The sequence below is a fragment of the Thalassotalea euphylliae genome (assembly GCF_003390375.1).
GTDB lineage: Bacteria > Pseudomonadota > Gammaproteobacteria > Enterobacterales > Alteromonadaceae > Thalassotalea_F > Thalassotalea_F euphylliae_A.
Window position 1 is genome coordinate 1,675,020 of sequence record NZ_QUOT01000001.1, and the last position, 24,091, is coordinate 1,699,110.

The following is a 24,091-nucleotide window of genomic DNA, read 5'->3' on the forward strand; positions in this document are numbered from 1 at the left end:
TGCGAACCTCGCAAGGGTTAACATGAAAAATAACTAGGGCTGTTGAATCACGTTAAGAGCGAGCTAGAAAACAAAAAAGCCCAAACATTTGTTTGGGCTTTTCTTCACTCATTTGAGAACGAGACCTATTTTAAGCAGCAAAATTAGCACAGGGCTAAATAGCAGCTACTTATGCTTATTCCGCTAGCGGACGCATATGCGGGAATAAAATCACGTCTTTAATGGTTGGCGAGTCAGTGAATAACATCACTAAACGGTCGATACCAATACCTTCACCGGCTGTTGGTGGCAAGCCGTACTCAAGCGCGTTGATGTAGTCTTCATCAAAGTGCATCGCTTCATCATCACCTGCGTCTTTCTCTTCCACTTGCTTACGGAAACGTTCGGCTTGGTCTTCTGCATCGTTAAGCTCAGAGAAACCATTCGCTAACTCACGACCACCAACGAAGAATTCAAAACGGTCGGTAATGAATGGGTTTTCGTCGTTACGACGTGCCAGTGGCGATACTTCCCACGGGTATTCAGTGATAAACGTCGGCTGGTCAAGTAAGTGCTCAGCGACTTCTTCGAAGATTTCACAAATGTACTTACCTGGACCCCATACTTTCGCCGCATCACCTTCTTTAACATGTGCTTTTTTCGCTAATGCTTTGATGGTGTCGAAGTTGTTTTCAGGGTCGCGCAGTGCCGCTTCATCTTCGCTGGTTACCATACCTTCAGGTGCGTATTTCAAAATCGCGTCAACCATAGATAAACGCGCGAATGGCTTACCAAAGTCGTAGAACTTCTCTTCTACCACTTCGCCTTCAGCGTTTTTCACGGTGTTGCGGATCACTGGGTTACCCATCACATCTTCCGCAAGCGTGCGTAGCATGTCTTCAGTTAAGTTCATTAAGTCATGGTAGTCAGCGTACGCTTGGTAGAATTCAATCATAGTGAATTCTGGGTTGTGACGTGTAGATAAGCCTTCGTTACGGAAGTTACGGTTAATTTCGAAAACACGTTCAAAACCACCAACCACTAGACGCTTAAGGTAAAGCTCAGGGGCAATACGCATGTACATTTGAACGTCTAATGCATTGTGGTGAGTGATAAATGGTTTCGCTGTTGCACCACCTGGAATGGTTTGTAGCATTGGCGTTTCCACTTCCATAAAGTCGCGATCGGCTAGGAAACGACGAATACCTTCAACAATTTTCGAGCGAATACGGAAAGTTTCACGGGTTTCTTCATTGGTGATCAAATCTACGTAACGCTGACGGTACTTAGTTTCCGTATCTTGTAAGCCGTGGAATTTTTCAGGTAATGGACGTAGCGACTTAGTCAGTAGCTCGTACTTGTCCATATTGACGTACAAATCACCTTTGCCTGATTTGTGCAAAGTACCTGTTACGCCAACGATATCACCGATATCTAGCACACCGCCTAAACGGGCTTTAATGTCTTTTTGTACGGTTTTATCTGCATAAGCTTGAATGCGACCAGTCATATCTTGTAATACCAAGAATGGACCACGCTTTGCCATCACACGACCAGCAATGCTGTAAACGTCAGTTTCAGCTTCAAGCGTTTCTTTGTCTTTCTCACCGTGGGCAGCTTGTAAATCAGCTGCATAGTGTTTTCGGTCAAACTGGTTTGGATGGCCATTAGCCGGGCAGTTTTCGCGAATTTGCGCTAATTTGCCGCGACGTTCGGCGATTAATTTATTTTCGTCTTGATTTGCTTGGTCTGTCATTTTCAGTCTCAAACTTGGTTAAAATACAGCTAACATTCAGTAAGTTAGCTTAGTTAAAATATCATTATAAAATATTGAATTAACGCTAAGGTAATGGCGTTAGTTCAAGGCGAATAAGCGCAGCATAGAAAGCTATGTGAGCATATTCAACGCAGAAATCACGCAATTAACAACGCGTTAATCAATATTTAAAGGCCTGATTTTAGGGAAGCCTCTATAAATTTGTCTAAATCACCGTCTAATACCGCTTGGGTATTGCGGTTTTCCACGCCAGTGCGTAAATCTTTAATGCGGCTATCGTCTAATACGTAAGAGCGAATTTGGCTGCCCCAACCGATATCTGATTTACCTTCTTCTAGCGCTTGTTTGTCTTCGTTTTGCTTTTGAATTTCCATTTCATACAGCTTAGCTTTTAGTAGCTTCATGGCTGTTGCACGGTTTTTGTGTTGTGAGCGATCGTTTTGACACGCCACCACAGCGCCCGTCGGAATATGGGTAATACGAATCGCTGAATCGGTTTTGTTAACGTGCTGACCACCGGCACCTGACGCGCGGAAGGTATCAACGCGTAAATCGGCGGGGTTAATATCAATTTCGATATTGTCGTCAATTTCAGGGTAAATAAACGCTGAAGCAAACGAGGTATGACGACGACCACTAGAATCGAATGGTGACTTACGTACTAAGCGATGCACGCCCGTTTCTGTGCGCAGCCATCCGTATGCATATTCGCCTGAGTATTTAATGGTGCAACCTTTAATACCGGCAACATCGCCGTCTGACACTTCAATCACTTCAGTTTTAAAGCCGTGTGCTTCACCCCAGCGCAGGTACATACGCATCAGCATTTCTGCCCAGTCTTGCGCTTCGGTACCCCCTGAGCCTGATTGAATGTCGAGGTAGCAATCGTTTTCGTCTTGCTCGCCAGCAAACATACGGCGAAACTCCAGCTTTTCAAGCTGTTCTACCAGCTCTTGTGCTTCAGCTTCAGCTTCGTTGAAAGTATCTTCGTCTTCCGCTTCAACCGCTAGTTCAACTAAGCCTTCAATATCTTCACAGCCCGCTTCCAGTTGCTCAATGGTATTGACCACAGCTTCTAACGCCGAGCGCTCTTTACCCAGCGCTTGGGCGCGCTCTGGCTCGTTCCAAATTTCCGGTAATTCTAATTCGCGAGTAACTTCAACTAAACGCTCGGCTTTGACTTCGTAGTCAAAGATACCCCCTAAGCATGGTGGTGCGCTCTTTAATGTCTTTAATGGTGTTTAATACAGGATTAACTTCAAACATTCGGGTCGAAAACTCTTATCAAAATGCCGATTGGAAAAGTCCGGCATTGTAGCTCAATTGCCTGTCTAATTAAACGACTAAATAAATGGCTAATTAAACGAGTAAATGCATGGCTAAATAGGTGTCTAAAAATATCGCTTTTTACAAGGCTTTCAAATGCTCCACCATAAGCTGAACATTTTGCTTACCGCGAAACTCATTGACCGATAATTTATAGGCGATATGCGCCTTTTTCGCCTGACTATTGGGCCACGCTTTAACATCAATATTAAAAGCGATGGCATCAAAGGCAACATTGTCTTTTTGCACCACCAGCTTTAAGTGTTTTTCGCCAACAATGCGCTGTTGTAGCAGTTCAAACTCATCGTCAAACATTGGCTCAGGAAATTGCTGTCCCCAAGGGCCAGCTTCTTGTAGTAGGTCTGCAAATTCAATGGTCATTAACGAGGCGGGTAATTCGCCATCAGATAGCAGCGTACCGGTGAGTTGCTCTTTGTCTAACCAAGCTTCGGCATATTGGCTAAACAGCTGATTAAACTGGTCAAAGTTTTTCGCCTGAATCGACAAGCCTGCTGCCATCGCATGGCCACCAAACTTGATAATAATATTCGGGTGTTGGCTGTCGATATGCTCAAGTAAATCACGAATATGTAAGCCTGGGATTGAACGTGCTGAGCCTTTGATTTCCTGTTCGTTATCAAAAACGCCATCTTTATTGGGAGAATCAGCATCCGCAGCGGCAAACACAATACTCGGACGGTGGAACTTCTCTTTTAAGCGACCGGCGACAATACCAATAACCCCTTGGTGCCAATCTTTTTGGAATAACGCAATAGCAAAAGGCAAGTTGTCTTCTGAAAACTTAAGGCTTGCAAGCACGCGCTCGGCTTCCACTTGCATCCCTTGTTCAATTTCACGGCGAGCTTTATTAAGCTCATCCAGCTCTGACGCCATCACCCGCGCTTCCATTAAATCATTGGCTAGCAAGCAATTAATGCCATACGACATATCATCCAATCGCCCTGCCGCATTAATACGCGGGCCTAGGGCAAAGCCAAAGTCAGCCGCCACTAGCTTAGTTTGATCGCGTTTGGCAATTTCGATTAACGCCTGAATACCGGGGCGCGTAAAACCCGCACGAATTCGTTTTAACCCTTGCGCCACCAAAATACGGTTGTTGGCGTCCAGCGGCACAACATCGGCGACTGTACCTAACGCCACTAAATCGAGTAATTGGGCAAGGTTCGGCTCTGGTATTTGTTGGTTAGCAAACCAGTTTGCATCACGCAGTAGTTTACGCAGTGCCAACATAAAGTAAAAGGCAACACCCACACCAGCTAAGGCTTTTGACGGGAACTGACAGTCGTATTGATTGGGGTTAATAATGGCATCGGCAGGCGGCAATCTCTCACCTGGTAAATGGTGATCAGTGACAATCACCTTCATGCCAAGCGATTGCGCGCGCTCAATACCCGCAAAGCAGCTAATACCGTTATCGACGGTAATGATCAGCTCAGCCCCTTGCTGATGGGCAATTTCCACGATTTCTGGCGATAGGCCATAACCGTACTCAAAACGATTCGGCACAATAAAATTGTGCGTGCGGCTGCCTAGCAAGGTTAACGCTTCCATCATTAGCGCCGTGCTGGTTGCACCATCGGCATCAAAATCACCCACTATGGTAATACGCTTGCTTGTTTGCAGTGCTTGATAAAGAATGTCACAGCCTGCAGCTAAGCCCGACAAGCTAGTTACTGGCGCTATTTGCTTAAGCGTTAATTCAAGCTCATGATCACCCGCGACACCTCGACTGGCATAAAGCTGACGCACCACAGGGTGAAGATTCATCGGTAAATGTTGGTCGGCAACTGGCGTGCGGCGAATGATTTGTTTTTGCATGATGTCAGCGTGTTTTAATTATTAGGAAGCAAAGCAGCGGTATTAAGCGCTAATTTTACTTAGATTCGCACACCAATTGCCAATGAAAAAAAGCCAACGAAAAAAGCCAATAAAAAAGGCCACAATAAACTGCGGCCTTTGCTATTTAAGAAAACGACTAAATTTATAGGTTTTCTAAAATATTCATTAGGTCATCGGCATCACGATAGCCCGGCAGCATAAAACCATTTGCTAAGATAATTGCTGGCGTACCACTCACGCCAACTTGGCGACCAAATTTAAAGTTTTCTTCCACTGGCTTATCACAAATACGGCGAGCAACACTTGAACCCGCTTTGGCACGTGTCATCGCTTTGGCAGGATCTTCGTTACACCAGATTGAGCGCAAGTCTTCAAAGCCTTGCGTATAAGTGCCTGGCGATTGGTAAACACCAGCGCGAGGGTAAGCTAAGTAACGAACGGTAATACCTAAATCGTTGTACTCTTCCATGCTGTTGTGCAATTTACGGCAGTAACCACAGGTAATGTCAGTAAATACTGTCACGACATGCTTTTCGTTTTTCGCAGGAAACACAATCATGTCTTTTTCAAATTTAGCCATTCCGTCTAAACGTACTTGCGCTAGGCTAGTTTCCGTTAAGTTAGTAACGTTTGGTCCTAAATTAAATAACTTACCTTGAATAAAGTATTCACCATCGTAGCTGGTGTAAAACAAGCCTTGTTCAGTAACAATTTCAGCTAAGCCAGGCATTGGCGTTTTGCGGGCAGTGCTCACTTCCAAGCCTAATGTTTGACTAATGGTTTGTTTTAATTTTTCAGCATTAAAAGTGGCCGCTGAAGCGTTAGCAACAGCTGCTGGAACTTGCTCTGGGCTTTCAGCATGTGCGGTAAGCGCAAAAGAAGAACAAAGAAGCGCGCTGGCATAAACCGCGGCAGAAAACAGCTTTTTCATTTACATCTTCCAAAATTGGGTAATAGGGTTACGAGATTATTGGCTATTAGCAACCAAGTGAACACACAGACCCTGATTCGATGGCTAAAATTACAACCTACGCATTAAAATTGCAAACCTAAGCCTATAGCTATCGGATCTATACCATGCTGAATGCGTGAGTCGCTGTAGCAATTGAATGAATAGTAGTGGCGAAGAATGCGCCATTTCTGCTAAACTCGCGCCCGTTTTAATTTCAATTCGTTTTTGGCTGAGGATCATCTTAGTTGGAACACCAATAAAGCAAGGCGTAAAAACCCAATGAAAATCGGCTTATTTTATGGCTCAACCACTTGTTATACCGAGATTGCTGCGGAAAAAATTCAAGCAGAAATGGGTAACGATGACACTGGTACACCGCTAGTTGAGCTGCACAATATTAAAGACGAGCCTTTGTCTTTAATTGCCGATTACGATCTAGTGATTTTAGGTATTTCCACTTGGGATTATGGCGAATTGCAAGAAGATTGGGAGTCTCAGTGGCAAGACCTAGCAACCATTAGCTTCGCCAATAAAATTGTTGCCTTGTATGGTATGGGCGACCAAATTGGTTATACCGAATGGTTCCAAGACGCCTTAGGTATGCTGCACACCTGTGTGGTTGAGCAAAGAGGTCATGTCATTGGTTACTGGCCAAACCAAGGCTATGAGTTTGAAGCCTCAAAAGCCCTGACTCAAGATGGCAGCCAATTTGTTGGCTTAGCTTTGGATGAAGACAACCAATATGACCAGTCTGACGCCCGTATCAGCCAATGGTGCCAAGGTGTATTGGAAGAGATTGCTGATATTCTGGCTTAATTGACCAATCGCCAAATTCACGCAAGAAATCTAGCGTAAAGCCGCTTGCAAACGGCCCACGCGACATTAAAGACAATAACTAAGAGTGCAAGCCCAACGATTATTTATGTTGGCACAAGCCACTTTTAGGTAAATAAACAGTTTCACACTATAATCTGCACATCTTTGTGCCCAAGTAGCGACGTAATATTCATGTTCGAGCAGTTTGATTTAGACCAAGACCTGATCGGTGGCATTGCCAAAGCCGGTTTTAAAAAGCCCACTTCAATTCAGCAGTTAGTGCTGCCAGAAGCAATGGACGGCAAAGACATTTTAGCCTCAGCGCCAACAGGGACAGGTAAAACCGCTGCGTTTTTATTACCTGCTGCTCAGCATTTACTGGATTACCCACGTACAAAGCCGGGCTTTCCACGAGTACTCGTATTATCACCAACACGCGAATTAGCGCTACAAATTAGCGAGCAAAACGAGCTGCTAACCGCCCACACTAACATTAAAACTGGTGTCATCACCGGTGGTGTTAACTACGGCAGCCACAAAGAAATTCTAACGGCCACCACCGATATGCTGATCGCAACGCCAGGTCGTTTAATGGAGTACATTGAAAACGAACAATTCGATGCTCGTGAAATTGAGATCCTCATTCTGGACGAAGCGGATCGCATGCTAGATATGGGTTTTGCTGACACCATTAACCGAATTATCGGTGAAGCACGCTGGCGCAAACAAACCATGTTGTTCTCGGCAACACTTGAAGGTGCTGGCGTGATCAAGTTCGCCAAAGACATCCTTGATGAGCCAGTGTACTTAGAAGCAAATCCATCGCGCAAAGAAAAAGCAAAAATCCACCAATGGTTGCATTTAGCAGACGACAAGCAGCACAAGCTTGAGCTACTGACGAATATTCTTAAACAAGAAGAAGTAGAACGTGCCGTGGTATTTGCCAACAAGCGCGAAACCGTCCAGTTCTTATCGGGCAAACTTTACAGCGCTGAGATTCCATGTGTTTGGTTAGAAGGCAAAATGCCACAAGACAAGCGTAACAGCGCAGTTGAGCGCTTACGCAAAGGCGAGCTTAATGTTTTAGTGGCAACCGATGTTGCAGCCCGTGGTTTAGATATTGACGATATCACCCACGTGATTAACTTTGATATGCCACGCAAAGCCGATATTTACTTGCACCGTATAGGCCGTACTGGCCGTGCTGGTAACAAAGGTACAGCAATTTCATTGGTAGAAGCACACGATATGCTAGCCATCGGTAAGATTGAGCGCTATACCAAAGAGCGCCTGCAACGCCGTGTAATTGACGAGCTTAGACCGAAATTTAAAGAAGCTAAAGTGCCGATGAAAAAGCCGAAAGTGAAAAAATCGGCGGCACAGAAAAAAGCTAAAGCGAAGAAAATCGCGAAAAAAGTGGCAAAGAAATCAGCGAAGAAAAAATAATCGCCCCACTAATTATAACGACAAAGGCACTTACATAAGCTGCTAAATAAGTGACTCCAGTTAAATTGTCGTTTTTTCAAAAAGAATAAAAAAGCGCTACTTATCACCTGATAAGTTAGCGCTTTTTTCTTGCCTTTCAATTAGGTAGCATTAGGCTACTTTCATAAAACTTTAAACTAGCAATTTAAACTAGAAAATGCCCCATTGCATTATCGAACACGCCAGTACACTTGATAGCAACAAGCTTGTTTCAGCCGTTTTTCAAGGAGCATTGGCAAGTAACCAATTTGAGCCTGACGGCAGCGATATTAAAGTCAGGGCTATTAGCTTTAACAGCTATCAAGTAGGCAGTAACCAATCAAAAAAGAGCCCATCAGACTTTATTCATATCACACTCAAAATACTTTCAGGTCGCAGTGAAGAGCAAAAACAACTGCTAAGTAAAAGTGTATTGAACGCGCTTAACACGCGAGTACGGAATAGCTGTGAAATCACAATCGAAGTGGTTGATATAGATAGAGCTAGCTACCTGAAAGCCAAGTGCTAGCAGCTAAGCATTTATCCATATTCGTTGGCTCTTAAACTATCCCCCCAACAACGAACGAGCAAGTGACAACAAGGAACTAGTTATGTCATCCATTCAAATCGCCAGAATTATTGTCAGTTTTAGCTGGATTTACCATGGCCTTTTTCCCAAGCTTGTACATATTGCACCGCTTGAAAAACAGATGACAGCCAGCTTTGGATTTTCAGCAGAGTACTCATATCTTATTACCAAAGCAGCTGGCGTCGGTGAAGTACTGTTTAGCATCACCTTATTTGTCTTTTATCGACACAAGCCTCTAGTTGTTCTAAATATTCTGGCCTTACTTGGTTTATTGGGGTTTGTTGCCATTATGCAGCCGCAACTGCTAATTGAAACTTTTAACCCAGTGACCACCAATATTTCCTTAATCGCACTAAGCGTTATCTTATTGAGTGAAAAGCAACACAGTAACTAGATGCTTGCTGGCTATTGCCATAAGCATTTCAACTATTACTGACATTTCAAGGCTGTTAACAATTGATAACGTGCGAACGGCATTGACGGCCAGCAGCGCTTAGCCACCAGCTTTCTCGTCGTAAACAAAATCTACACATCGTCACTGCTAATGTTACCAGCGGGAAAGTTCGTAGCGGTGTCCTTACCGGTTTTTATCTCTAATTTAATGAGGTTGATTTGCTGCTAAGCATGCACCTGTTATGGCTTGCCAATTGTGTGTTGCCACCCAGTCTTTACTCGCAACCCATGTACCTCCAACGGCAAACACATTATCGAGTGATAAATAATCGGCTTTATTTTCAGCGGTCACGCCGCCCGTTGGGCAAAAACTAATATCTTGAAATATAGACGAAATTGATGACAAAAATTTTGCACCACCCGATAACGCGGCAGGAAATAGCTTTAATTCTTGATAGCCAAACTCTCTTGCAAGCAAAATCTCACCTGTGTTTGATACGCCCGGCAATACCGGTAACCCGCATTGTGCGAGTTGTGTGAGCAATTTTTCAGAAACAGCGGGTGTAATAGTAAAGTCAGCTTTTGCCGCTATCGCTTGTTGTAAAATGTCAGCATTGGTTACCGTACCTGCACCGACGATAAGATCTGGCAATTCAGTTTTAATGCGAGTAATCACGTTTAAAGCTAGTAAAAAATAAACCGACTAAGGCTAATCCAAAGAGTGAAACTGAAACGGGATTCGGAATTTCAAATGAGCTCAGTGCCGCTCGATTTAACACCGAAGTAATACCAGAACTTTGCTCGGTAAATCTAATACTATTAAAGCCGTTACAGCAGTTTTCTAACCAATAAAATTCAAGCTGATGTAAGCCTTGGCTAAGACTTAGGTTTTCAATTTTAACCGTATCGCTGTGATTCCAATTATATGCCCACCACAGATCGGTGCTGTCTTTAAAAATTGAGATACCATCTACATAGACTTGAGCCCCTAAGCCGGCGTCTAAGCCAGCTTGTAGTGTCCAAATAGTATCTTCTGCAAGATTCAGCTCAATGGTTAGATGACTAAAGGTTTGATTGCCCGACCATACCCGCTCAAATTCATCAAGCGACTGTGAATTGATATCACCATCTAAATTCAGCCAGATGGTTTTCAAATCTAAACTGGAAAAATTGCCTGTAAAGCCTTGGGTTTCATAAGTAATTAATGCCGCCTGAGTTTTGAGAGAAACTGAACAGCAGCACAATATCAACCCCAATAACATGTTTGATAAACTAGCCTTCATCACAGCCACTCCTTACTGCTTACGAGGTTTCAAGCTCGTGTATAGTTGTTAAAACGATAAGACATTACTGGCGATACACTGTTTAATTCACTCGCTAAGTAACGCTTTACACAATATTTGTTGAAGCAAAACTAACGCCAATATATTTAATCAATACCTTTCAAACAGTTAGACGATAAGGTGTGTGAACTAAAATAAGCTATTTGCACATTGCGAGAGATCATCATTGCATTTTGCAATGAAATATTGGGTCGAATGCCAAAATGGGAATATTATGAAAAGGTCACAAATGAATGCCGATACAAATACCGATGTAAGTACCGAGGTAAATACTGACGGTAAGACAGTAAAGGCAACGATCGCATCACCTAAAGAGATAGTAAAACAGTGGGTTGCTGCATTTAATAAAGGTGACGCTGAGCTGCTGAGTAGTTTCTATCACAGTGATGCGGTTAACCATCAAGTCGCAAATGAACCCGTTGTTGGCAGGCAAGCAATTTATCAAATGTTTCGCGAAGAATTCGCCAATGCCGAGATGGAATGTATCGTCGACAATATTTTTCAAGACGGTGAATGGGCAATATTGGAATGGAAAGATCCGATTGGCTTAAGAGGCTGCGGCTTTTTCCATATTCAAAACGGTTTAATTGTGATGCAACGTGGATACTGGGATAAGCTGAGTTTTCTACAAGCACATAACTTACCCATTCCCTCAACTAAAAGTCCCAGTAACTAAAGTGCACAGCCGTTTGCAATTAAACGCGAAAGAAAAGAAAAAAGAAAAGCCCATCGCTGGGCTTTTCGGTCTGGTGACTTGTAATGGTGACTGGCCTTGTCACTAGCTAAAGTAAAGATCTATTAAGCTAGTTTTAACCGCCAAATAACTTACCTAGCTTGTCTTTAATTTTGTCTTTCGCTTTATCTTCTAGCTTTTTACGTTGCTGTTTTACTACATCGTTATTCGCCAAATTCTCAAAGGCTTTATCGCTGTCACTAAGCAAGGCTTCAAAATCAAGTAATTCGCCTAACTGACCTTCACCAAGTGATAATGAACCTGCCATTTTATCGTTGAGCCCAGCTTGTAGCTCACTCTTAAAGCCTGCCAATTTCGTTTCTACTTGTTGTGCTAGTGCATTGCCCAAAATATTGTCTAAGTCTGAACTAACGCCCCAGTCAGGTGATAGCCAGTTACCATTAGCATTAACGGTTAACCCCAACGCTTGATTCGCTTTAAGGGCATCGAGTACCACATTGGCAATTTTTGAATCGGCACTACCATCAAATTGGCTACTGGCTAAATCAAAATCGCTGGTAAGTGCCAGCTCGCCATTATTAACCGACATATTACCGACAACCGACAACAACGCAGACACCAGTTGCAGCGTTAGGTTATCGGTTTCTTGTAAGCCAATATTGTTAAGCGGTAGCTTAGCCAACTGCCAATTACCTTGGCTAGTCAGTTGCTGGCTAGCATCTAATGAGAAATCCAGAGCCGCATCTAACTCTCCTTGACCTTGAATACCATCCGCAGCGATTTTGATATCACTGGCCTTGTCGATTAGCCAATGTTGCATCGTAATATCGCTGAGCTTAGCTTGATAACGCGCATCACCTGCAACCACTTCTACACTGCCTTGTTTTAACCAGAAATTAGGTAAGGGTGAGTCTTCCTCAAAGTGCACAAAGCGGCCTTGTTCTTTAGCAAGAGCTGTTTGCTCACTCGCTACCTTCTCACCATCACCTTTATTCGCGAGTAATGGCTTAACATGAGCAAACACAATATCTGCCCACTGGTAATATTCGCGCGCTTTTTCACCAAATAAAAGATGCGCAAAATCTTCCGCTTCTAGCGTTTGTAACTGGTATTGCTGTGAAATATTCTGCCAATCTTCACTCGGCGCATTTTTAAGCGCAACGACCTGCTCGCTTAACGTATTTTTAGCCGCAATAACATCTGCTTTTGCTCGTTTGATCTTCTCGCGCTCTTGCTTAAAGTCGGCTTTTAATTTGTCAAAATCTGCTTTGATTTTTTCAATATCAGCCAGTGACTTTACTTTTACGTCGCCTAAAGCTTTAACGCGAGCTTGGTAATCTTTTAAGGTTTCTTTGGTTGGTAATTTAGCTTTAGTGCGCTCAACCAAATCTTTTTCTTGCTGATAAGTGGCCTCCAGTGCTTTGGCTCGTTGCACCGTCAGTAAGTTACTTTGCGCCAGCAGCTCGTTGGGATCAGGTAAATTGGCCTGTATATCGCCTTGCCACTGCTCAGTCATATTACCAATCGCAGATTCGTCTGGCGCTCGATAAACACGGCCAGCCGATTGACGGGCAGTATTAAATCTCAACGCCTTAACTTCAACATTTTCAACAATGGTTTTACCAAATAAGAATGGCCACAAATCAACGCTTGCGTCTGCATGTTCAAAAGCGACCATGTTTTGTTCTGGTGCTTTGGGGTCGGTTGCTTGCAGCTGCCAAATTTCGACACCAAAAGGTGCGAAGTTTACATCGACTCTGCCAACATTCACTTCTGCACCAGTGTAATTGCCACCGAAGCGTTCAATCGCCATTTTGGCAATCGGCCCAGCAAATAGCACCACAGAGCCAAGAATAAGTGCCAGAATAACTACAAAAGCGATTAGCCCTTGCCAGCGGATCACTTTGCTCATGCTCGACCTCCCAGCTTTGGCAATTCCTGATAAATGGCAAATACCCGACTCGCTTTGAGAGCCTTGACTATCGCCAAACGCTCGAAGAAGGCTTTGATATGTTCGCGATATTTATCAATTAACACTTTAGTGACAAAGTACAGCGGAATAGCCAAGACACTACCAAGTATTAACGCCCCTAAGTTGAAGGTATGGTGTAGTTGCGCCAGCTTAAATACGCCAAATTGATACAAGCCAGTAAATAAGCTTTGCAAACTGGCGTTGGTTAATAAGCTTTCACCAATATTGGTGATGGTAGTGTTGAGCATCACCCTCAACCCTTCAAATACTGTGATGGCCACTAAAAACGACGCTAAGTGCACGCGAATCAGCAGTACAACAAATAAAATGAAAAAGGCTTGTAACGAAAGCAAAGGAGATAATGCAAAAATGAGTGCTAACGCGACCGCGGCAGCAATTTGGCGTGTTGAATTTTCCGAATGTAACGCCTGAAATAACTTAGCTAAAATTGTGAGCATATACTCTCCTGTCACTCACGAGGTTAAAGAACAATATTATCAGTAAGATAGTTATAAAGCACGAAAGCTACAAGATGAGCCTTCGCGCTTTATCTTACCGTGAACTTAACCAGGGCGTGTTAATCTTGTTCACGACGGGTAAAGACAAAATCATCGCCTTTGGTTAATTCTTCATTATAGCTATAGCCAGCTAAGTCAAAACCTTTCAGCTGTTCAACGTCAGTAATTTGATTTTGAATAATATAACGCGCCATTAACCCACGAGCTTTTTTAGCAAAGAAACTGATCATTTTGTATTGACCGTTTTTCCAGTCTTTAAACTGTGGAGTGATTAAACGCTCAGCCATTAACGACTTTTTCTTCACAGACTTAAAGTACTCTGTTGAGGCAAGGTTAACTAGCACTTGATCACCTTGAGCAGACAATGCTTCGTTCACTTTGTCTGTGATAATCTCACCCCAGAACTGATACAAATTCGTGCCGCGATCATTAGCCAGTTTAGTGCCCATTTCTAGGCGGTAAGCTTGCATTAAATCAAGCGGTTTTAATAAACCGTATAGGCCTGACAAAATTCGCAAGTGCTGCTGAGCAAAGTCAAAATCTTGTTCAGAAAAGCTTGCAGCATCTAAGCCGGTGTAAACGTCACCATTAAACGCAAGCACCGCTTGGCGTGCATTATCTTGAGTAAAAGGCGTTGCCCACTCACCAAAACGCGCGGCATTTAAGCCCGCTATTTTGTCACTTACGCCCATAAGCGAACTAATATCGGCTGGTGTTAGTGTTTTACACACATCTATTAACGCTTGGCTGTGCTCCAGCAGCTCTGGCTGTGTACGGCTTTGCGTTGCCAGTGGTGATTCGTAATCTAAATTTTTTGCAGGTGAGACAACAATTAACATAAATATCGCCTTTTCAATCAATTAATGGTGACACTATACCACAGCAGATTTTACGTAAACATGGCAGATGCCTGCTAAATAATTGATAAGAGTCATCAACAAAATAGAACATAAGTCTTCAGCAAAATAGAACATGAATCTTTAACACAATTAAATGTCAGCAATCTGGAAAACTACACAAAGCTAAGCGTTAAAATGCCATTATTGAGCAATCGGTCAATTATTCTTAATAATTCCAATTTATTCTTGGCTAAGCGGTAGGCAAAGCGCCGTAAATTTGATAAAAATACGGCAACAAACCACTTGTTATCGGTTAAATAACCAACAGTCTCAAACAACTCAACAGCAGATTGTTGTAATTTTTCATCATCTGGCCGATCACTCTGTTTTTCATATTCATATTTCATGTAGAGGAAAATCCATGAATCAATTAGATCAACTAAAGCAAATGACGACAGTTGTTGCCGATACTGGTGATATTGAAGCCATTGCTAAATTTCAGCCGCAAGACGCAACGACTAACCCGTCTTTACTATTAAAAGCTGCATCACTACCAGCATATCAGCCGTTACTAGAACAAGCTTGCGCTTGGGCAAAAGCGCAATCAGATGACGCCGCTCAGCAAGTTATCGATGCTGCTGATAAATTGTCTGTGCTTATCGGTTTAGAGATTTTGAAAGTTGTACCTGGCCGTATTTCAACTGAAGTTGATGCACGTTTATCGTTTGACACTGCTGCAAGTGTCGCAAAAGCAGAAAAGTTAATCGCACTTTATAACGAAGCAGGTATTAGCAACGATCGTATTTTGATCAAGCTTGCTTCAACGTGGGAAGGCATTAAAGCAGCTGAAATTCTAGAAAAGAAAGGTATCAACTGTAACTTAACCTTGTTATTTAGCTTTGCACAAGCACAAGCCTGTGCTGAAGCCGGTGTTTACTTAATCTCGCCATTCGTCGGTCGTATCTTAGATTGGTTTAAAGCAAACACTGATAAGAAAGAGTATGCGCCGTTAGAAGATCCAGGCGTGGTTTCGGTTACTGAAATCTACAACTACTACAAGGCCAAAGGCTACAACACAGTTGTTATGGGTGCGAGCTTCAGAAACACAGGTGAAGTATTAGCGCTGGCTGGTTGTGATCGCTTAACCATTAGCCCGCAATTAATGGATGAGCTTGCAGCAAGTGACTCGCCTGTCGAACAGCAGTTATCAAGCGAGCAAGCAGCAATTGCTGCCGAGCCTGCACTAACCGAACAAGCATTCCGCTGGGCAATGAACCAAGATGCAATGGCGACTGAAAAATTAGCTGAAGGTATTCGCAATTTTGCTGTTGACCAAGAAAAACTTGAGCGTCAGTTAGCTGAATTATTTTAATCTATACGGGCCAAATTGATTCGCTTAACTAAGCGAAAATTTGCGTCAATAAAAGGTGGCTTAGTTCGTTTTTACAACGACAGCCGCCTTTTTTATTGCCCTTTCAAAATTCCCAAGTACGTTGATTCAAACTATTCGCCAAGCCTTATTTATAAAGTACTAACGCTACCCTGTCGCGCGAAGTACCTTGCTTATTTTTCGTTTTTCGTAACCCTAATTTGAGACTTTTTATTAACACTTTGAACCAAATCAAATTTGTGACTTTGTGTAACCAATTAGTAATCAATGTTCATTTTTCTGTCAAAAAAAGATCACAAAAACTGTTTTATTATGCGCGCAGGTGTGATATTTAAAACATGCAGTTGTAGAAAAAAGGAGCATTCCATGGATAAACTTCAAGCAGTATTGGACTCGTTCGAAAAACAGCCGAAGGCCAAAGCAAGTACTAACAAAAAACGTAAGTGGCGTGAAATTGAACAACTGAAAGAGAAGTTCCAACTAGAGAAAGAATTGAGGGCTTATGAAGACTCGTTGGAATATATGTTAGATGAATTTTAAGCGCTATTAATTAACTAATTAAACATTAACAAAGCTAAATAAAATCAACTAATCATGCAAAAACCCGGTATCGCCGGGTTTTTTATTGCTTCTTGTAAAAAGCAGCTTGTGAGTAACCGCTCAGGCTAGCGATAATAGCTAGCTATTTCCATTCACTTACATTGTTATGCATTATGTTGGCTTGGGCTCGCTCGACGCCCCAATTTATTTTTATATCGAAAATACTCCTCCGCTTCCTTTTTATCAAAACCTCGATGAAATGTATGATATGCAAGGAGAAGATATCTATCAGATTGGCCAACAAACGGGTAACCATTGGCGAAAAGTTTTCAATGTTTTTGCTAAATTAGAGTTTGAACGCAACCCTGGTGACTTTAAGACTTGGCAACAACTAAGAGATACTAATTTGCTGCATAGCGACAGCCAGCAGTGTTTATTATTTAATGGCAGTGAGTCATATCAACCAACAAGCGCTAATCACATGGAAAGAATTCACATTGTGATTGGCAAAACCTATGCAGATAAATTAGGGGTTGCCGCTTGTTGTCAGTGGTTAAACGAATTTTTTGCTATCAACACAAACACTCGAACAATTGTCTGTCCTTATTTCGATTATCGACAGTTATCGAATGTAAAAATCAGCCAATTAGTACGCCTAATTCAACAGCTATAAGCGTTCATAATGTGTTATATGAATAAAGGTGTTAACAGGCTGTAAATATTAAAAAATAAAGCTTGTTTAACGATTTTATACGAGGTAAATTTCGCCTCCAGTTTGTAATCAAATGTAATTGAAGTAAGTAAGTTGTCTACCTCATCAGCCATTTTAAATGTTGCTCACGGAAAGTTTCAGTTAGCGATAGAAAAAGATATTCTCAGAATCATCCTACGCGGTGAAGCTAATGAGCAGTCGGCTGCCAAATACATTGATTGTGTCGCAACGCAAGTAAATAAACTCAGCCACAAACCCTTTGGTATAATAATCGATACTTCTGGCTTTAGAGGCGCAACACCAGGCGCTTTTGAAGTTTCTAATCGCTACAATAAACAATTGCTGAACATGCCGAGCTTTGCTGGTAAAGCTGTTGTTTGCTCGCCATCAATGTCTGCTATCTACAATATTTCGGTTGCTCAACAGTACCACGCACAGCAGCAAGTAGAGCAAGGACTACAAAAACGATTTCATGATACCGCCAGCGCAAGCCAGTGGCTGCGCCAGCAAATTATCGAGCACTACTAATCTCGCTTTTTATCCAGTTTTCCAAAACTACTGACCGCTAGCGATCAGTATTCCAACTAAACAAATATGCCCCTAATGCCAAAAACACGCTGGTCATGATCGCTAACACAGTTACATGGTAACTAACATCGGCAAGCGTAGCACCTTCAGTCATGATCTCGCGCGCGGCACTGACTAAATGAGTTAGTGGTAACACATCAGCGAACCATTGAACCTCTTGCGGTGCGCCTTCTAGGCTAAACCACACACCAGAAAGCAGCATCATTGGCCAAGAAGTTAAATTTAACAAACCACCAATTAACTCTTCACTTTTACTGCGCGAAGCCACTAATAACCCCAATGTGATTAAACTCATCGCCCCCAGCATCGCGACAATAAGCAAGTCTAAGTAGCTACCCAACATGTAGAAATCAAACATAAAATTGCAGCCAACAAACACCACAGTCGACATAAAGGTGACAATAAACAAGCGAGAGAGTAATTGCGCCGAGACGAATTCTAATGCCGACAACGGCGTTGCCTTCAAGCGCTTGAGTACATGATTTTTACGATAACGAACGATGACATAGCCAACCCCGAATAGGCAGCTAAACATCATGTTCATTCCCAAAATACCTGGTAGCACCCAATCGACGTAACGAATGGCTTCGCCCGCTACTGTCTTTGCGCTAAATGAAGCTTCTTCGGCGAGAAAGAGCTTTTCGGTGAAGTAACTATTCGTAGATAACTCATTGCGCCAGTATTCGCGATTGTCGAAATCAATCAACAGGTCAACACTATGGCGGGTTAGCTTTTGTTTCGCTTTTTCTAAGTCACCATACTCGATAAACTCAATGTGTTTGACGGCTAAAAAAGCATGCTCAGGCTGAGTTGCTGTGTCTGGTAACACAAGCCCTACTTTATAAACCGCTTTGTTATCATCATTAAAAACAAAGGCAAATCCCACCAAGAGCAATACTGGAAAAATAAGGTTCCAACCGAGCGACGACTTATCTCTGAAAAACTCTAAATTACGTGCTTTAAATACGGCAAAAAATCGATTGAAATTCATCACTACTCCCGCAAAGAATGGCCGGTAAGTTTTAAAAACAAATCATCTAAGTTAGCTGATTTCACCTGTAGTTGTTCCAATGGCACCTGTTTGGCAATAAGCATGCTTAACGTTGATTCAACATTCTCGCTAACGATTTCAACTTTGCCATTGTTAATTTGCCAACTATGCTCACTTACCAATTCACTGGGTACTTGCTCGGTTGGTAGGTACACAAAAACATGGCCAAAATGCTTGGTGAGCAAATCATTGGGGGGGCCTTGCTCTATTATTTTTCCGTGGTCCATCACGACTACTTGGTCACACAACTGTTCCGCTTCATCCATGTAGTGGGTGGTTAACACAATGGTTTTATTTTGCGCTTTGATATTTTGGATAAGTTGCCAAAAATTGCGTCGAGCTTGTGGATCTAACCCCGTTGTAGGCTCATCTAAAAACACGACTTCTGGATCATTAATTAAGGCCAATGCCAATAACAAACGCTGACGCTGACCGCCAGAAAGCAGTCGGTTGTCGCGGTTTAAAAATTCCGACAAGTCACACAGGTCTATCAATTTCTCATGCGGTAACGAATGCTGGTAAAACGATGAAAATAAATCCAATGTTTCTTTTACCGTTAAAAAGTCCTGCAACGCGGTATGCTGAAACTGAATACCTATTTGTTGCGCTATCGCCGAAGTAACGGGTTTTCCTTGATAAAGCACTTGCCCTGAACTGGCCTTGATGATGCCTTCCATAATTTCGATAGTAGTTGTTTTACCTGCCCCATTTGGGCCCAGCAATCCAAAACACTGGCCAGCTTCAATAGCAAAGCTGACATCATTAACCGCAAACAATTCGCGATATTGTTTGACTAAATTTTTAACCTCTAAAATCGGTTGCATTCCTTCCTCATTGTCAATGGCTATTACTTAGCTGAACTACAAAGCACCAAATGATAATAATTATCATTTACAAGAATGATTTTGTCAGCTAGATTATTAAAAAAGAGATAAACAGGGTAACGAAACTATGCCATCAACTCATACCGCAATACCAGCGAAAGTCAAAATAGAGATGTCGAGTGATTTACTGATGCAGCTTATTTATCAAGGACAAGTCAAAGGGAATGACTGTCGCTGCTTAGATGCTAATGCAAAGCAAGTGCTCTGGTTATCACTGCTTAATAGTAGTGTCGATAATGATGAGGTGAGCTTATGACGTTTTATATGCAAAAAACTAGTCAAGAGAATAAAGGCACTCATGAAGAAAAAGAAAGCAACACCAAAGCGCTATCGATCATGGAGCAATGGTTACAGGTACTTTTACTGAGCTACCAAACTTCACCAGAAACACAGATTGTAAAATACATTAACTACTATTTAAGTCGAATTTTATCCCACGAAGAGTGCCAAGCAACTAAACAGAAACACTGCCAATACTTGCGCATGCAAAGGTACTGGCAATGGCATTTGCAGCAATCTTTGTAACAACCCTTGAGGCAACCCTTGAAGTAATAACGGTAATAAGTTCTAGCTTAGTTTTATTAGCTGTTGAAAGTGCTGATAAAGGGCTTTTTTGCCAGTAAAGCCAAAACGCTGGCAAACATCGGCGTCTTGATGAAGCATTAAACATTTAGCAACTAAAGGTTTGAGCGCTGCTAATAGTTTTGCTTTGTTTTCTTGAGCAAGGTTTTCTTGAGCAAGGTTGTTTTGGCCAACGCTATTTTGGTCAACGTTACCATGATCAATGTTAATTTGTGCAACACTAATCTTGGCAATGTAAACTTGTAGCCAGCGAGCAAGACTTGGGCGTGCAAGTCGATACAAGTTTGCATTATTTTTAAAGGCGAGCAGCTTTTCACGATCACGAGCTGTTATTGGCGGTAAGCTGCTTTTAGGTGCTATGGCCAGAAGTTTCATCACCAGTGAATAATCAAGCTGACTAAATTCATCGGCTAGCCAGCAGCTAAGTGCTTCATAAAATTCGGCAGAGACTTGCTGTACAAATTTTTGTTGCGCTGCTTGTAAGCTCGCATCATTGAGCATCACTAAAGAATGCTCACCACTTGAGGCATCTCGATTAAAGCCAAGCTTAACGGGCGTAAAACCATTTTTTTGCCAGAAGTTAACGACATTTGAAGACGCCGCAAAACTTGTTGCGACAAAATCAATACCTGCCTGCTGAGCATAACCCTTTATTTCGTTTATCAATGCGCTTCCAAAGCCTAACCCTTGCGCACTTGGATGAACCGCGATTCTCATCACTCTTAAGTAGCGAAACTCTAGCGCTTGAGGTAACTGGCTTTGTTGCGCCAGCGATTGCGGTATTAACTGTCCTTTGAGCCTACGTTGACCGCTAACGATAGCGGGTTGAAGCGCTTTATCAACCACTTGCTCTTCAATCAACAAAGCAACAGCGACCACTTGCTGTTGAACCAACTGAACAGCAACTGAAATACTAGGATCGTCTAACAGGAGCTTTAAGTCGCTTGGCTTGGTTTGGTTTGGTAATGAGCCGTTACTAAAATCGCAAATACGTGCACTAACAATTGTTCATTCTGAGCAAGCTCATCGCCGGTAAAATAGCGATACTCAGGTGCGAAGCCTTGCTCTTTGACAGCACACACATCTAATTCGCCCAAACTCGCATTTAGCAAACAAGTCTTGAAAATTAACTGCTCAAGCGGATCATGATTTGCCCAACGAATAGGTTCGTTTAAAGTCAACGTTTTTACTTGCAGGCCTTTAGCTGACAGCATAGGAATGAACTTGCCAGTAAACCCTTTACCTGCCCCCTCATAGCCATGAATAGTTGAACTAAAAACGATACGGTGATGCTGCGCCACTAACTTATTGAGCAGATATACCGGAATTCCTGCTGCTTCATCAATCAACAATAAGTCAGGGTTAGATTTAGAATGATATTGGCTGCGCAACAGCTCATCAACGGCCATAAAGGTTAAGCAGTGTTGTCGCCAAGTAATTTGGTGATCACTAATCTGATATTTACCTTCCTGTGAATCATCTAACAACTTACGCAGTTGAGTAAAATAAACGCCTAGTGCCATTTTATGTGGTGCGGTAATGACGATATTAAGCGCTCGCTCACTGGCAAAAAACAGTTGCGCGGTGGCAAGTGCTAAAGCGGTGGATTTTCCTCGTCCTCGATCGGCGGTTAACACTAAAGGTTTGTTGCGCCCGCCTGTTAATACTTTTTCGATATATTTTACTGCAATTAACTGTTCCGCAGTCGCTTGTGCTGTTATGGCTGGTAACAGAGCATCTGACGGCAGCCCCGCTTCTCTTGCTTCTCTTGCTGCTGGGAATTGATGAGATGATTCTGTTTTTGCATTGCAAAATACTGTGCTTTCATCTTTTAAATATCGCCCAAAGACCGTTCGTTCAGTTTGGCTTTGGTAAACATGATAAATACCTTGTTGATCAGCAACATATGCTTTAAGTCGCTCAAGAAAGTTAGAAGTAGTAACTTGCTCAGCTTCATCAACATTTGACTCATCGCTAAGCCAAATATACATAATGCCACCCGCGACAAGCGTGCCACTTAACGCGGCGAACGCATCTAGGTTAAATGCAGGGTCGGCAAAAAAAATAGCGTGGTTTTCACGCCCTAGGTGGTGGCGATATGTTTTGCTCGAAATAAAGTTAATTTCCGGCTCACCAGCACTTTCAACCTTATTGAAGGCGCGCCACTGCGCGCAGAAGATATCACTTAACGGTTCACTTGCTGCTTCGCAAAATATTGCGCCAAGCTCAGCTAGACCGGTCGGACCAGTTGGTTCAGCTTGTTTAGCCTCGTTAATCTTCTCTGAGAGTTGGCCTTGAATTTGATTCTGAGTTTGAGTCTGGTTACAAGTGTGATGCCTGAAATACCAATCTACCGCCCAGGAAAAACTGCCGGACAAAAAAATTGCACCGCGATGACGAGCGTCAAGCAAGCCAGCGCTGAATTCGGTAAAACCTTTGGAGATAGAAGTTTCTAACATTAACTTGATAACAAAAATATCTAGGCAGTTGATAAATAAGTTTAATTTACTAGTACTTATTTAAATCGTGAAAAGCTGACATTGTAATCTAAACTTAAATCTATGTACTAGCGGCTAGTAATAAAACTTAGATCATAAGTGGGCACTTACACTTACGTTTTACTATTTAATCTAGATCAAGTTTTGTTCGCTCAACTTTTATTAGACTGATTGCATATTCAATCCAAGGGCACAGGTTATGAATATCGACACTAACTCTCAAGAGCAAGCGCTTGAAAAAAAATACGAGCGTAACCTTTTCATTTTTATTGCTGTTTTTCTCGGTCCCATTTTGGCTGTGATGATAGTCGGCGGTTATGGCTTTATCGTCTGGATATCACAAATTTTAACTGGGCCGCCAACTTCCTAAGCTCCCATTCTTAGCACTTTCACAAATAACGCTGAGCTGCAATTTAGAGTGAATGGTGATGGAACAAGTTGCTAATCGAGCACGTCGACAACTGTTAAAAGGTCGATTTAAAGCTCAAGTAGAAAAAGCCCCAATACGCTTGCCGTGGACAGCTAGTGAAGCGGTTTTTACCGCGACCTGCACACAATGCAATAAGTGTGTTGAACACTGTGAAACACAAGTTATCAAACGCGACCGTATGGGCTTTCCATTTATTGATTTTAGTCAAGCGGAATGTACCTTTTGTGGTGAATGTGAGCGCCAGTGCGACCAGCCGTTATTCATCGCGCAAGCACATCGCGAAGCCAATCGACCATGGCTGGCCGACATTGAAATCAACAGCACCTGTTTAGCGACTAACCAAATTTACTGCCAAAGCTGTCGCGATATTTGTGACAGCCGCGCCATCAGCTTTCAGTTTATTACCAGCGCAATTCCCGTACCCGTTATTAAGAACGACGATTGCACGCTCTGTGGCGCTTGCATTTCCACCTGCCCGCAAAAAGCAATTGCCATCAACCAAAATACTAACAGTGCTGGTTATTCAGCATCTCAATTTGAGGAGCTCAATCATGAGCCAATCCAACGCTAATCACCAGCAAGCTAACAACCAACAAGCAAATGACCAACAGACAGCTCAGGCCAGCGAATACCATATCGCCAGTTTTGTTGCACAAGCACCACCACAGTTGGTTGAAGCATTAAGCCATTTTGTTAATAGCTACCAAGGCTGTGAGGTTCATGGCCATAGCGAACAAGGAAAAATCGTTTTTACCGTTGAGGCCAGTAGCCAAAAGGCTATCGCCAAAATCGTGGATCAAATCCGTCTAACCGACGAGTTTTTAAGCATTTCGCCGGTTTACCACCAATTTCTCACTGAGCCACAAGCGCCAGTAACAACCGAGGTGAACTAAG

The 24,091-nt window shown here is 42.6% G+C and carries 28 protein-coding genes; 14 read left to right on the forward strand and 14 right to left on the reverse strand.

The annotated features are described in order from the left end of the window. Window positions 1-175 precede the first annotated feature (175 nt). The 4 genes from lysS to dsbC all read right to left on the reverse strand — a co-directional run bounded on the left by lysS (window position 176) and on the right by dsbC (window position 5,873). Window positions 176-1,735: a lysine--tRNA ligase gene (gene lysS, locus DXX94_RS07490; RefSeq protein WP_116014907.1), complete on the reverse strand. Its 1,560-nt coding sequence runs from the start codon at window positions 1,733-1,735 to the stop codon at window positions 176-178. Between the two features lie 188 nt (window positions 1,736-1,923). Next, a protein-coding gene (prfB, locus tag DXX94_RS07495; protein ID WP_116014908.1) for a peptide chain release factor 2 occupies window positions 1,924-3,022 on the reverse strand; the annotation gives its coding sequence in 2 pieces (ribosomal slippage) (window positions 1,924-2,946 and window positions 2,948-3,022; 1,098 coding nt in all). A 141-nt stretch (window positions 3,023-3,163) separates the two neighbouring features. Beyond that, window positions 3,164-4,921: a single-stranded-DNA-specific exonuclease RecJ gene (gene recJ / locus DXX94_RS07500; RefSeq protein ID WP_116014910.1), complete on the reverse strand. Its 1,758-nt coding sequence runs from the start codon at window positions 4,919-4,921 to the stop codon at window positions 3,164-3,166. 163 nt (window positions 4,922-5,084) lie between these two features. Beyond that, window positions 5,085-5,873, reverse strand: coding sequence for a bifunctional protein-disulfide isomerase/oxidoreductase DsbC (dsbC, locus tag DXX94_RS07505; protein WP_116014911.1), 789 nt, complete (start codon window positions 5,871-5,873; stop codon window positions 5,085-5,087). A gap of 300 nt (window positions 5,874-6,173) precedes the next feature. Here dsbC and fldB point away from each other — a divergent pair, with 300 nt between their 5' ends. From fldB to DXX94_RS07525, 4 genes are all read left to right on the forward strand, one after another. Beyond that, window positions 6,174-6,710, forward strand: a complete 537-nt coding sequence (gene fldB, locus DXX94_RS07510) for a flavodoxin FldB (RefSeq protein WP_116014913.1) — start codon at window positions 6,174-6,176, stop codon at window positions 6,708-6,710. 192 nt (window positions 6,711-6,902) lie between these two features. Continuing rightward, window positions 6,903-8,156 carry an ATP-dependent RNA helicase SrmB gene (gene srmB / locus DXX94_RS07515; protein ID WP_116014915.1) on the forward strand — a complete coding sequence of 418 codons (1,254 nt, stop codon included), beginning with the start codon at window positions 6,903-6,905 and terminating at the stop codon, window positions 8,154-8,156. A 196-nt stretch (window positions 8,157-8,352) separates the two neighbouring features. After that, the gene (locus DXX94_RS07520) at window positions 8,353-8,703 is read left to right on the forward strand and encodes a 5-carboxymethyl-2-hydroxymuconate Delta-isomerase (protein ID WP_116014916.1); all 351 of its coding nucleotides are present in this window, start codon (window positions 8,353-8,355) and stop codon (window positions 8,701-8,703) included. Window positions 8,704-8,785: 82 nt separating this feature from the next. Continuing rightward, a complete protein-coding gene (locus DXX94_RS07525; protein WP_116014918.1) occupies window positions 8,786-9,157 on the forward strand; it encodes a DoxX-like family protein in 372 nt (123 codons plus the stop codon). A gap of 204 nt (window positions 9,158-9,361) precedes the next feature. Here the strand turns inward: DXX94_RS07525 and eda are convergent, their stop codons facing one another. Together eda and DXX94_RS07535 are read right to left on the reverse strand one after the other, a co-directional pair. Then, window positions 9,362-9,832 carry a bifunctional 4-hydroxy-2-oxoglutarate aldolase/2-dehydro-3-deoxy-phosphogluconate aldolase gene (gene eda, locus DXX94_RS07530; RefSeq protein WP_116014920.1) on the reverse strand — a complete coding sequence of 157 codons (471 nt, stop codon included), beginning with the start codon at window positions 9,830-9,832 and terminating at the stop codon, window positions 9,362-9,364. Continuing rightward, window positions 9,816-10,439, reverse strand: coding sequence for a CCXG family PEP-CTERM protein (locus tag DXX94_RS07535; protein ID WP_116014921.1), 624 nt, complete (start codon window positions 10,437-10,439; stop codon window positions 9,816-9,818). Before DXX94_RS07535 ends, eda begins: the two co-directional genes overlap by 17 nt. A gap of 274 nt (window positions 10,440-10,713) precedes the next feature. Between DXX94_RS07535 and DXX94_RS07540 the strand changes: the two genes are divergently transcribed. Next, window positions 10,714-11,175, forward strand: coding sequence for a nuclear transport factor 2 family protein (locus tag DXX94_RS07540; RefSeq protein ID WP_258872122.1), 462 nt, complete (start codon window positions 10,714-10,716; stop codon window positions 11,173-11,175). Window positions 11,176-11,308: 133 nt separating this feature from the next. On the opposite strand, the gene DXX94_RS07545 is transcribed toward DXX94_RS07540, so the two are convergent. The 4 genes from DXX94_RS07545 to DXX94_RS07560 form a co-directional block, all read right to left on the reverse strand. Then, a complete protein-coding gene (locus tag DXX94_RS07545; RefSeq protein WP_116014923.1) occupies window positions 11,309-13,105 on the reverse strand; it encodes a TIGR03545 family protein in 1,797 nt (598 codons plus the stop codon). After that, window positions 13,102-13,623 carry a TIGR03546 family protein gene (locus DXX94_RS07550; protein WP_116014924.1) on the reverse strand — a complete coding sequence of 174 codons (522 nt, stop codon included), beginning with the start codon at window positions 13,621-13,623 and terminating at the stop codon, window positions 13,102-13,104. The genes DXX94_RS07545 and DXX94_RS07550 overlap by 4 nt, the downstream gene beginning before the upstream one ends. A 119-nt stretch (window positions 13,624-13,742) precedes the next feature. Next, the gene (gene yaaA, locus DXX94_RS07555; protein ID WP_116014926.1) at window positions 13,743-14,522 is read right to left on the reverse strand and encodes a peroxide stress protein YaaA; all 780 of its coding nucleotides are present in this window, start codon (window positions 14,520-14,522) and stop codon (window positions 13,743-13,745) included. Window positions 14,523-14,695: 173 nt separating this feature from the next. Continuing rightward, entirely contained in the window at window positions 14,696-14,929 is a 234-nt protein-coding gene (locus DXX94_RS07560) for a hypothetical protein (protein WP_116014928.1), read from the reverse strand. Window positions 14,930-14,943: 14 nt separating this feature from the next. Between DXX94_RS07560 and tal the strand changes: the two genes are divergently transcribed. The 4 genes from tal (at window position 14,944) to DXX94_RS07580 (ending at window position 17,692) form a co-directional block, all read left to right on the forward strand. Next, window positions 14,944-15,894 carry a transaldolase gene (gene tal, locus DXX94_RS07565; protein WP_116014929.1) on the forward strand — a complete coding sequence of 317 codons (951 nt, stop codon included), beginning with the start codon at window positions 14,944-14,946 and terminating at the stop codon, window positions 15,892-15,894. 384 nt (window positions 15,895-16,278) lie between these two features. Beyond that, complete coding sequence (locus DXX94_RS07570; protein ID WP_115999165.1) at window positions 16,279-16,452, forward strand: DUF3545 family protein; 174 nt, start codon at window positions 16,279-16,281, stop codon at window positions 16,450-16,452. Window positions 16,453-16,618: 166 nt separating this feature from the next. After that, window positions 16,619-17,125 carry a DUF6942 family protein gene (locus tag DXX94_RS07575; RefSeq protein WP_116014931.1) on the forward strand — a complete coding sequence of 169 codons (507 nt, stop codon included), beginning with the start codon at window positions 16,619-16,621 and terminating at the stop codon, window positions 17,123-17,125. Window positions 17,126-17,257: 132 nt separating this feature from the next. Next, a complete protein-coding gene (locus DXX94_RS07580) occupies window positions 17,258-17,692 on the forward strand; it encodes a hypothetical protein (RefSeq protein ID WP_116014932.1) in 435 nt (144 codons plus the stop codon). Window positions 17,693-17,729: 37 nt separating this feature from the next. On the opposite strand, the gene DXX94_RS07585 is transcribed toward DXX94_RS07580, so the two are convergent. Beyond that, entirely contained in the window at window positions 17,730-18,743 is a 1,014-nt protein-coding gene (locus DXX94_RS07585) for an ABC transporter permease (protein ID WP_116014934.1), read from the reverse strand. 2 nt (window positions 18,744-18,745) lie between these two features. After that, window positions 18,746-19,627 (reverse strand): ABC transporter ATP-binding protein, encoded by an 882-nt coding sequence (locus tag DXX94_RS07590; RefSeq protein WP_116014936.1) that lies wholly within the window; start codon window positions 19,625-19,627, stop codon window positions 18,746-18,748. A gap of 127 nt (window positions 19,628-19,754) precedes the next feature. Between DXX94_RS07590 and DXX94_RS07595 the strand changes: the two genes are divergently transcribed. Further along, complete coding sequence (locus DXX94_RS07595; protein WP_116014937.1) at window positions 19,755-19,943, forward strand: hypothetical protein; 189 nt, start codon at window positions 19,755-19,757, stop codon at window positions 19,941-19,943. Further along, entirely contained in the window at window positions 19,940-20,212 is a 273-nt protein-coding gene (locus tag DXX94_RS07600; protein WP_116014939.1) for a hypothetical protein, read from the forward strand. The genes DXX94_RS07595 and DXX94_RS07600 overlap by 4 nt, the downstream gene beginning before the upstream one ends. A gap of 42 nt (window positions 20,213-20,254) precedes the next feature. On the opposite strand, the gene DXX94_RS19770 is transcribed toward DXX94_RS07600, so the two are convergent. Together DXX94_RS19770 and DXX94_RS07610 are read right to left on the reverse strand one after the other, a co-directional pair. Continuing rightward, window positions 20,255-21,163 (reverse strand): GNAT family N-acetyltransferase, encoded by a 909-nt coding sequence (locus DXX94_RS19770; protein ID WP_116014940.1) that lies wholly within the window; start codon window positions 21,161-21,163, stop codon window positions 20,255-20,257. A 41-nt stretch (window positions 21,164-21,204) separates the two neighbouring features. Beyond that, window positions 21,205-22,728 (reverse strand): tRNA(Met) cytidine acetyltransferase TmcA, encoded by a 1,524-nt coding sequence (locus DXX94_RS07610; RefSeq protein ID WP_116014942.1) that lies wholly within the window; start codon window positions 22,726-22,728, stop codon window positions 21,205-21,207. Window positions 22,729-22,966: 238 nt separating this feature from the next. Here DXX94_RS07610 and napE point away from each other — a divergent pair, with 238 nt between their 5' ends. The 3 genes from napE to DXX94_RS07625 are packed head-to-tail and all read left to right on the forward strand — an operon-like array spanning window position 22,967 to window position 24,090. Beyond that, a complete protein-coding gene (gene napE, locus DXX94_RS07615) occupies window positions 22,967-23,137 on the forward strand; it encodes a periplasmic nitrate reductase, NapE protein (RefSeq protein ID WP_115999158.1) in 171 nt (56 codons plus the stop codon). 58 nt (window positions 23,138-23,195) lie between these two features. After that, window positions 23,196-23,768 carry a ferredoxin-type protein NapF gene (napF, locus tag DXX94_RS07620; RefSeq protein ID WP_116018385.1) on the forward strand — a complete coding sequence of 191 codons (573 nt, stop codon included), beginning with the start codon at window positions 23,196-23,198 and terminating at the stop codon, window positions 23,766-23,768. Beyond that, the gene (locus tag DXX94_RS07625) at window positions 23,749-24,090 is read left to right on the forward strand and encodes a chaperone NapD (protein ID WP_116014943.1); all 342 of its coding nucleotides are present in this window, start codon (window positions 23,749-23,751) and stop codon (window positions 24,088-24,090) included. Before napF ends, DXX94_RS07625 begins: the two co-directional genes overlap by 20 nt. The last annotated feature ends 1 nt before the right edge of the window (window position 24,091 follow it).